The 7,919-nt window shown below is 48.2% G+C and carries 8 protein-coding genes; 3 read left to right on the forward strand and 5 right to left on the reverse strand.

Going from position 1 to position 7,919, the window contains the following annotated elements; translation table 11 throughout:
* Window positions 1-286: 286 nt before the first annotated feature.
* The 4 genes from AB1797_11210 to AB1797_11225 all read right to left on the reverse strand — a co-directional run bounded on the left by AB1797_11210 (window position 287) and on the right by AB1797_11225 (window position 3,516).
* A complete protein-coding gene (locus AB1797_11210; GenBank protein MEW5768168.1) occupies window positions 287-754 on the reverse strand; it encodes a YaaR family protein in 468 nt (155 codons plus the stop codon).
* Entirely contained in the window at window positions 751-1,386 is a 636-nt protein-coding gene (gene tmk, locus AB1797_11215) for a dTMP kinase (GenBank protein MEW5768169.1), read from the reverse strand. Before tmk ends, AB1797_11210 begins: the two co-directional genes overlap by 4 nt.
* Before the next feature lie 181 nt (window positions 1,387-1,567).
* Window positions 1,568-3,202, reverse strand: coding sequence for an NAD(P)H-hydrate dehydratase (locus AB1797_11220; GenBank protein ID MEW5768170.1), 1,635 nt, complete (start codon window positions 3,200-3,202; stop codon window positions 1,568-1,570).
* 170 nt (window positions 3,203-3,372) lie between these two features.
* Window positions 3,373-3,516, reverse strand: coding sequence for a hypothetical protein (locus AB1797_11225; protein ID MEW5768171.1), 144 nt, complete (start codon window positions 3,514-3,516; stop codon window positions 3,373-3,375).
* Window positions 3,517-3,597: 81 nt separating this feature from the next.
* Between AB1797_11225 and AB1797_11230 the strand changes: the two genes are divergently transcribed.
* Both AB1797_11230 and ruvA read left to right on the forward strand, forming a co-directional pair.
* Window positions 3,598-4,563, forward strand: a complete 966-nt coding sequence (locus AB1797_11230) for an alcohol dehydrogenase catalytic domain-containing protein (GenBank protein ID MEW5768172.1) — start codon at window positions 3,598-3,600, stop codon at window positions 4,561-4,563.
* Window positions 4,564-4,624: 61 nt separating this feature from the next.
* Window positions 4,625-5,206, forward strand: a complete 582-nt coding sequence (ruvA, locus tag AB1797_11235; GenBank protein MEW5768173.1) for a Holliday junction branch migration protein RuvA — start codon at window positions 4,625-4,627, stop codon at window positions 5,204-5,206.
* A 4-nt stretch (window positions 5,207-5,210) separates the two neighbouring features.
* On the opposite strand, the gene AB1797_11240 is transcribed toward ruvA, so the two are convergent.
* Entirely contained in the window at window positions 5,211-5,420 is a 210-nt protein-coding gene (locus tag AB1797_11240; protein ID MEW5768174.1) for a helix-turn-helix domain-containing protein, read from the reverse strand.
* A 598-nt stretch (window positions 5,421-6,018) separates the two neighbouring features.
* Here AB1797_11240 and AB1797_11245 point away from each other — a divergent pair.
* Entirely contained in the window at window positions 6,019-7,845 is a 1,827-nt protein-coding gene (locus tag AB1797_11245) for a hypothetical protein (protein MEW5768175.1), read from the forward strand.
* Window positions 7,846-7,919 lie beyond the last annotated feature (74 nt).

A 7,919-nucleotide genomic window follows, 5' to 3' on the forward strand; every position in this document is an offset into this window, starting at 1 on the left:
GCACATGATGCTGGATGCTCGATGCTCGATCCTCGATGCTCGATCTTCGATGCTGGTAAAGGATCCAGTATCCAGGATCGAGCATCGAGCATCGAGTTTGTGCCTTAGTGGCTGAACGCTTACTTATAGGCTAATACAAGCCGACCTAAGTTCCTGCCCAATTTAGAGTTAGATAGGGGTCAACGGTTCCAGGCTGTAGGGGCACGTTGCAACGTGCCCCTACGGTCTTGAACCCATGAATCCGCAAATCCTTCTGAAACCGCCCAGGAACTTTCGCCAAGCTGGACTAACTATAAAGGTCGACCAGCATACCCCGGATCTCGTCCAGTTTGGCTACCAGAGTGAGGGGATCGATCTGGGAAGCAAGAACCTGCTCGGTTAAGGCAGTTAATCGTTTGTCGACCTCCTCCACAATAACATATATCTTTTCATCAAAACTGCGGCGGCTCATTTTTTCTCGAACCCTGTAAAGACGGGACAGGGTTTCTTTCATAAAGCGCTTAACCAAGTCCTTGTAACTAATTAGATTTTCGTAAGTGGGGTCTTCCATAAGGGCTCTGCCGGCTTCATCTACGCTAAGAAGCATCTCATTTAATTCCTTCGTGGTCAACTCGTCTGAGGTGGCTTTAAGCGCTTCCAAAAAAGGAGAATGAGCGGCCTCTACCTTTTCTCTGCGCCCACCTTTGGAAGAGCCAGCGGTAGTAGTCGCTCCTGTGCCTCCTGAGGTCTGCCGTGAAGTTCTACTTACTTTCATCCTTTACCTCCTCTGCTCCTTTGCAAGGCCTCCTCCACACATCGTCTGATCTGACGGTGAACTTCCTCTTTTTCCTCATCAGCCTTGATGATCTTGATCCGATCTGATTCAACTTGAGCTAATTCAAGGTAGCCTTGTCTAACTCGATGATGAAAAGAGATGGCCTCCCGTTCCATTCGATCTGGGGCTCTGCCTCCCAGCGCCCTTTCCAGGCCGGCTTGAGGATCTATGTCTAAGAGAAAGGTGAGGTCAGGTTTGATCCCATCCGTGGCCAGATAATTTACCTGGCGGATCCATTTTAAATCCAGATTTCGGCCATATCCCTGGTAGGCTACGGTAGCATCAGCGAAGCGATCACAGACTACTATTTTATCTGCTTCCAGGGCTGGCCGGATAATTTCATCCACATGTTGTCTCCGGGCAGCCGCATAAAGAAAGAGTTCGGTCACGATCGAAGGTCCGGGAGAAAACTTGAGAAGGATTTCTCTGATGGCCTCTCCCATCTTTGTTCCTCCCGGTTCCCGGGTAAGCAGACACTGATATCCCTTACCCTTCAGGCAGCTAACTAACATTTCCGTCTGGGTGCTCTTACCGCTCCCTTCCGGTCCCTCTAAGGTAATAAAGAATCCCACTATTTAGTCCCTCGTTCTTACATAAGTCAGATTTGTAAGCGTTCAGCCACTAAGGCACAAACTCGATGCTCGATGCTCGATCCTGGATACTGGATCCTTTGCCAGCATCGAGGATCGAGCATCGAGGATCGAGCATCGAGCATCCAGCATCCAGCATCATGTGCTGAACGGTTACTCAGATTTAATCTGTCTTCTGTCCGCTGATTTTTGTCATCCGACTTAGTGTTTGGGGGAGATAAGAAATCAGATCCGTGGCCGACAATCCAGGTATTGATTTCTCAACGATAGCCAGATCAGCGCTCAGGCCGTGGAGATAAACGCCTGCCCTGGCGGCATCAAGGGGGGGAAGCCCCTGGGCCAGCAGTCCACCAATCATACCCGTGAGGACATCGCCGGTCCCTCCGGAAGCTAAGCCGGGATTGCCGGTTGGATTCAGGTAGATATTACCTTCCGGAGAAGCGATTACCGTGGGCGCCCCTTTGAGCACCGCTACCACCTGATAGTTTTGAGCCAGGTAAGCCGCCGTCCCAGGCCGATCAGCGTTAATTTCAGCTATATCTTTGGTGATTATTCGACTGGCCTCACCCGGATGAGGGGTAATAATCACCTCAGCCCTGGAAGCCCGGAGGATATCTGGATCGGCTGAAATGGCATTTAAGCCGTCAGCATCAAGAACTATGGGGGCCTCGACCTCACGAATGATCTTTTCTACCAACCGGGTGGTCTCCGGATGTCGGCCGAGGCCAGGTCCAAGGATAATCGAAGAGGCTTTACTCAATAGATCCTCAAGTTGGGAATAAGCCCTCAAACTGAGGGTGCCTTTTTCTGTCTGAGCCAGTGGTCTGGTCATTACCTCGGTTAGCTTTATTTCACAGATAGGGTTAAGGCTTTCCGGCACCCCCAGGGTAATCAGCCCGGCGCCTATCTTTAAAGCTGCCTGAGAACTCAGACAGGCAGCGCCAGTCATCCCCACCGAGCCGGCTATCACCAGGACTCGACCACAATCCCCTTTATGCGCCCAGACCGCCCGTCGAGGCATAAGCGAAGCGATTTCTTCCTCTTCTAAGAGATGGAACTTTAGAGCGGCATCTTTGAGTAAGGGCGGGGGAAAGCCTATCTCGGCCAAATAGAGCTGCCCGACCTTAGTTGCCCCTGGATATAGAAACAATCCAATCTTGGGGAGGCCAAAGGTAACCGTGGCAGTAGCCTTAACACACGGCCCTTCGATCTGGCCGGTGTCAGCCGGAAGGCCGGAAGGCAAATCAAGGGAAAGCACTACTGATTGCGGATTGCGGATTGCGGATTGCGGATTACTGATTGCGGATTGCGAATGGCGGATTACTTGGGAAGCTTCATTTATTAAATTGATGGTCTCGCCCATAAGCCCCTTAACCGGTCCTTTTATACCCGTTCCTAACAAGGCATCAATAATAATATCAGCGGTTAATATCTCCTGGCGCACCTGATCCAGTTGATCCGGAGAAGTCGCCTCATAGAGCGGGATACCGCTTTTAAGCACCGCCTCCAGATTAACCTTGGCATCTCCGGTTACTTTGCTCTTTTCCGAGATTAAAACAACCCTGACATCTATCCCCCCATTGAAAAGATGTCTGGCCACGACCAAGCCGTCACCCCCATTATTCCCCCGACCGGCACAGACCACCACCTTTTTTTGAGCCAAATCGGATATGAAATCAACCAAAACCTGGACAGCCTTCAAACCGGCATTTTCCATCAGGATAAGCCCAGGGATACCAAAATCGGCGGTGGCCCGGCGATCAATCTCTTGCATTTGTGAAGCAGTAGTCAGCTTCATTCGCCCCTCCTCGTCCCCGTCTCAAATCTCTATCTCTATCTTACCTTGCCCCGATTTATTGAGAAGATACCTTCAAGACTCCTGGTGTCTTTAGCGCCTATTCTAACATCAATTTCTTGTCCTGTCAATATATTCTACCTTCGTATCTTCTTAATAAATCGGCCGAGTAACTATTCAGCCACAGATTTACACGGATGAAACACTGATTTTTTGTAACCGTTCAGCCACCAAGGCACAAACTCGATGCTCGATGCTCGATCCTGGATACTGGATCCTTTACCAGCATCGAAGATCGAGCATCGAGGATCGAGCATCGAGCATCCAGCATCATGTGCTGAACGGTTACTCTCGAATATGGTTGACAGACGCTAAGGAAATGTAGTAGAATGTCTAATATGCAGGCGCTTGTTTATGATGAAAAGAAGATAAGATTAATCAGAGATTATCCTGAACCAAAGGCTTCAGCCGGGGAGGCCTTAATCCGGCTCATTCTGGCCGGGATATGCCGCACTGATCTTGAGATCAGCCGGGGATATATGGATTTCAGAGGTGTTCTGGGGCATGAATTTGTCGGGGTAGTCGAAGAAAGCGAGGACAAGTCTTTAATTGGCAAGCGGGTGGTAGGAGAAATTAATGCCCGGTGCGGAAGATGCAGCTATTGCCAGAGAGGACTGGGCAATCATTGTCCTGAACGGACGGTGTTGGGTATTTTAAAACGAGACGGCTGTCTGGCGGATTATTTCCTGCTTCCGCCCAAGAACCTGCACTTAGTTCCGGACTCTGTCCCTGATGAGGCCGCTGTTTTTACCGAACCACTCGCGGCTGCCCTTCAGAGCCTGGAACAAGTGCATATTAAACCGACAGACTTATGTGTGGTTATTGGTGATGGAAAACTGGGACTTCTGGTGGCCCAGGTGGTTTCCCTCACCGGATGTGAATTGCTGGTGACAGGGCATCATCAAGATAATTTGGATATCCTAAATAGACTGGGCATTCAAACAAAGGTGGCGGCTGCCCAACCGTTAGAGAAGAAAGTGGATGTGGTGATCGAATGCAGCGGACGACCAGAAGGGTTAAGGCAGGCCCTTAATCTCCTTAAGCCGAGGGGTAAACTTATCCTCAAAAGCACCTTTGCGGCTCAGAATGGTTCACCTCCCTTTAACCCGGCCCAACTGGTCATTGATGAAATCACGCTTATTGGCTCTCGCTGCGGACCCTTCGGCGCGGCCTTACGGTTGCTTAACCGGGGATTAGTTGAGACATCATCACTTATCTCAGCCATTTATCCCTTAGATGAGGCCGAGGCAGCCTTTACCAAAGCCGGGGGAAAGGGAATACTGAAGGTGCTCTTGAGGCCATGATGCTCGAGCCTCGAGTATCGAGCATCGAGCATCGAGTATCGAGTATCGAGGAGGCCGCCCTATGATTGTAACCCTTGAAGGAAACTTAATCCATAAATCGCCTACTTATATTATCCTCGAGACAGGGGGGATCGGTTGCGGTCTCCATATCCCGCTCTCCACCTATCATAAACTCCCTCAGATATCCGAAAGAGTAAGGGTGTTCACTCACCTTTCCGTTAAGGAAGACACCCTTATTCTTTATGGTTTTTACAGTCAGGAAGAGCGTGACATGTTTTTTAAAATTTGTTCTGTCACCGGGGTAGGCCCTAAAGGTGGTTTGGCTATCCTGTCGGCCCTGTCAGTGGAAGAGATAAAAAAAGCTATCTCTGAGAAAGATATGGTCGCCTTAACGGCCATAAGTGGTATTGGCAAGCGGACCGCTGAGAGAATTATCTTTGAATTAAAGGATAAAATAGATTCCGCTCCTCTCCCGAGAAAAGAAAAAAGAGAACAGATAATCCAGGATGGAGAGGAAGCCTTAATCTCTTTAGGTTATGAAAAATCAAAAGCCAAGCAGGCCGTCAAAAAGGCCAGCGAAAGGTTGGAAAAAACAGTCTCCTTAGAGAAGCTAATCCAGGAAGCATTGAAAAATATTAAGTAATTTATTAAGTAATTTCCTCTTCTTCTCCTATCTGGGCGTAAAACCATTTCTCTATTTCAGGTTTCTTGAATCGCCAGCCGTTCCCTACCTTATAACATGGTATAGTTCCATTCTTACACATTCGGTATATACTGGTTTCATGTAATCTGAGGTATTTAGCCACTTCTTTAACCGTCATAATAGTTGTCCGCTTCTCCTTTATGGTTGGGTCCATCGTGATAATCAACCTCCCTTGGTATAATTATGGGGCGATATTCATCGTTTTGGCCATTTTCCCCCGACATCTGGTAGTCGGAACACCCCAGGCCACCAGACATCCGGTGGCCAGAAGATGGCTCTTCATAAGATGGTCGAAACGATGAACAAGGCCTAATATTTATATTCCTCGCTAATTTAATTGTTATCCTACAGTTTTTGTTATTAAAGCATAATTATGTAATCTTGTCAAGATTTTTTTTAGTTATTTGCGATGGTAAGGTAAAAAATTAGATTCTTGACACAGAGGCCCAGAGACAGAGAGGAAATACCGGATCATCACTTGTGATTTGGGGAAGAGATATCCTCGTAAGATTAAAAAAGTCCTAAACCTTGGCTAAATATTTGCCGATAATAATAACGTAGAGGGGAAAAATATCCGGGAGAGATCACGATGAAAAATTGTAATCGTTCACCACAGAGACACAGAGACACGGAGAATGATTTTAGATTTTTCTCAGTGTCTCTGTGTCTCCGTGGTGAGGTGAACGATTACACCGATTTTTTTATGCCCGGAAACCCGAAACTCGAAACTGAATCAGGGAGGGGTGATTACTATGTTAAACGGAGTGGGGGGAACACCGGATCAAGAAGGACAGGCCAATGTATTTTCTTTCAATTTGATAAGAGGAAAAGCCGAGGGGGTAAAGGTAGAGGGAGGGGAGGTAATATTAGACCTTAATCAAATCCGCCCTCATGCCCCTCAGTCCACCGCCTACAGTCCCCAGTCTTTTTTAACCAAAAATCTGCCATCCGCCATCCGCCCTTCACAATTATGGGCCAACCGATTTTCTTACGGAAGACAAGAACAAACAGAACTAAGAACCGCTCAATGGACCTTTGGGGGCTTTAAAATTGATGGGTCTGATCAGGCTGCTTCTCATTTAGGGGAGATGATCAACCATCGCTTGGGTCTTTTGCAGCCAGGAACCGATCAGCTTCGTCTTCAGGCTTCCTTTGAAGGATTCGAGATATACAACTGGAAGAGTGGTGAGTGGGAAAGATTAACCGGACAAGAGGAGGCCAGGGTAGAACTGAATCAATTGAGGTTCGACCTGAAGGCTGATTACATTGATGGGCAGGGAGAACTCAATATCCGGAGGAAGGAGAATAAGGCGGCGGTTGTTGAGGTGGACGATACCCTAATTGACCAAAAGGGTCTGGAGATAGAGATGCAAGATGTTGGTGTGGCTACTCTTAAGAATCTTGATACCGGTGAAATTGTTTCTTTCAGACTGGATGCCGACGGAAATCTAGAGCAATTAAATGAGGCCATAACTGATAATAAAGAGAAAATCTATACTGTCGTTAACAGAGAGGCGGTGACCTTGAAAAGTGAGGAGGCTTCTTACCAGGTGAGGGCAGGGGTGGGAGGTGATTGGGCGGTAGAAGAGACTGGATTAAGGAGCGGCTCTTCCCGGGAATATTTTACCCGTCAGGTGCAACACGGAAGAGACGTGGTCAATGTGGTCAATGTCGATACCGGCGAAGTGACCTGTTTCAGGCTCGGATGCCTTGTCCAACAAGATGAAGCTGATATGTCCGGAGATGATGTCATCACCTATCGGGTGCATAGGGGGGATGTGGTTCATATTGACAGTGCGGCTGATTGGGACGACTACAAGGTCACGGCCGGCGCAGGTGGAGATTGGAAGGTGGAGGCGGAATCTAAGGGGGAGAGAAAATGGACAGCCGCTTACTGGGCCGAGGGCCTGGATGAGGAGGATGTGATCAATGTTAAGGATGTAAACTCTGGTAAGATTACCTCGCTTCAACTTGGTGAGGAAGGGAGCTTGATCAAACTGGATAGACCGGTGTTGGATGGGGAGGATGTGGCCAGTTATGATCTAAGGCCAGGAGATGTGGTTCGCCTTATTGGTGAGGGACAGAGGCGCGGTGGGCATATTAGCAGTCAGGTTAGTTATACTTTAACTATGGATGTGGATGGGTCTCTTCAGATCAATCAGGGGCAGCGATCAGCGCCTGTGGGTGTGGTGAGGCCAGATCGACAACCTCGTCTGGATGGGGAAGGGCATTATCAGTTGAGGGCGGAGACCAGAGAGGTTAAGCGGCAGGTGGAATCAGCGGAAGGCCAGAAAGAAGTAGACATATTTTCGACCGGGCTTAGAATGACCATAATCAAGCCTGGCAGGAATTCTTCTATATCAGAGAGTTGGGACATTTCACAGGATAGATTTATGGTCAATACGCCTGCTTATCGCTTTGATGGGCTGTCTATTACGGTCGAATACCTCAAAAATGAACACTCGCTGGTTTCATCCTTGATTACTAAAGATAAAGGTAGGGGAAAGGATAATTCTGCGATCATAAAGTTAGGTGGACCTCTCAATTCTTATATCGTCAAAAGAGCGGAAAACGTTTAGTAAATAGTGAACAGTTAAGGAGATTAGGAAGTTGCCTGCCGGTTTTCTTTTGGAGACAAGGAAGGGATGAAACC

It is taken from the genome of bacterium (genome assembly GCA_040753085.1).
Classification (GTDB): Bacteria; UBA9089; JASEGY01; order JASEGY01; family JASEGY01; genus JASEGY01.